This is a genomic window from Actinomyces oris, assembly GCF_001937445.1.
Lineage (GTDB): Bacteria > Actinomycetota > Actinomycetes > Actinomycetales > Actinomycetaceae > Actinomyces > Actinomyces acetigenes.
The window spans coordinates 1-1,445 of sequence record NZ_MSKS01000062.1; the positions used below are offsets into that span (position 1 = coordinate 1).

At 68.0% G+C, this 1,445-nt stretch carries 1 protein-coding gene; it reads left to right on the plus strand.

Translation table 11 applies throughout. From position 1 onward, the window contains the following. Positions 1-339 precede the first annotated feature (339 nt). On the plus strand, positions 340-1,428 hold the full coding sequence (locus tag BKH20_RS13095) for an alpha/beta hydrolase (RefSeq protein WP_075391423.1): 1,089 nt from the start codon (positions 340-342) through the stop codon (positions 1,426-1,428). Positions 1,429-1,445: the final 17 nt, after the last annotated feature.

Below are 1,445 nucleotides of genomic sequence, written 5' to 3' on the forward strand. Positions count from 1 at the left end.
CTCCGTCGGCAACGCATCACCAGGATGCAGGCTCTTGGTGAGAATGTAGTTCTTAATCTCGGAAATTGCCGTGGATGACTGAGTCATCGGGGTGGTGGTGAGGCCGGCCATGACACCGCGGGACATCTGCATGGCCCCATTGTCCGACTTTTGGTTCATTTACGCTGGTGAATGTCGAATCGTACTCATTCGTGCGATCTCGAGGGGCTCCGGGCGGCTGCGGCGCTGAGGGTGGGAGTCGACATCGGCCGGCTGGCGGCGGCGGGCCCCGATACCGCAGATCAGTGACTGATTGTGAGTGGGTTGCCGCTACAGCGCTCATAGTGCAACAGTTACGGCATGCCCCACCCGCATGAGGCGCTCCCCGCCCGTCCTGCCTACGACAGTGCTACCGCAGCTCTGCTTGAACGCATCGAGTCGCTCGGCGTCTTCGGGACCATGACGGTGCAGAAAATCCCGAGCTGGCGCGCACCGGCTGATGAGGTCCGGGCGGGTTTCCTGCTCAGGCACCCCGACATCGACCTGGAGGACGTTGACGTCCTTCGTCAGGACCGGACGACGCTCCCCGCCGCGGTTGCACGGAGCGCCCAGGGCGCCTGCGCGGGCCGCCCCGGTCCTCTGTTCCTCTCCCTGCACGGGGGAGGGCTGGTGATGGGGTGCCGTTTCAACGGTCTGTCGACCGTTGTCCCGTGGCTGCGGAGGTACGGGGGCGTCATTGTCAGTCCTGAGTACCGTCTGGCCCCGGAGCATCCAGCACCCGCCGGCGTCGAGGACTGCTACACCGCGCTGTGCTGGGCGGTCGAGCACGCCGAGGAGCTCGGTGCCGATCCAGGGCGCGTCATCGTCGTCGGGCAGAGCGCCGGGGGAGGGCTGAGCGCCGGCACGCTGCTCATGGCGCGAGACAGACGGGGCCCGGCCGTTCTCGGCGGGCTGCTGGACTACCCCATGCTGGATGACCGCACCGGCATGCCGCACTGGCAGGGCTCGGTCTCGGCGCGTCAGTACCCGCACGACGGTACCTGGCCGACGGCGTACAACAACGTCGCCTGGGACGCTGTGCTGGGGGAGCGGCGCGGTACGGATCTGGTCTCCCCCTACGAGGCCCCCGCCCGCGCCACGTGGCTGGGCGGGCTGCCGCCGCTGTTCATCTCGGTGGCCTCCGCCGAGGTCTTCCGGGACGAGGATGTCGCCTTCGCCTCCAGGGTGTGGCGCGATGGCGGTGATGCCGAGCTGCACGTCTACCCCGGGGGCACGCACGCCATGGAGTTCGTCAATGCGCGGTGGCTCGCACGCGGACTCACTGCGGCGCGCGACCTGTGGATGGAGAGGCTGCTTCGTCCGGAGGACCCGCGCCTCAATGTCGTGGCCGTGGCCCAGGCCGGCACCTATCCGGCCCTGACGGAGGAGTTCTCTACGGGTTGTGCGTGAGGACTGCGAGGAGTGGG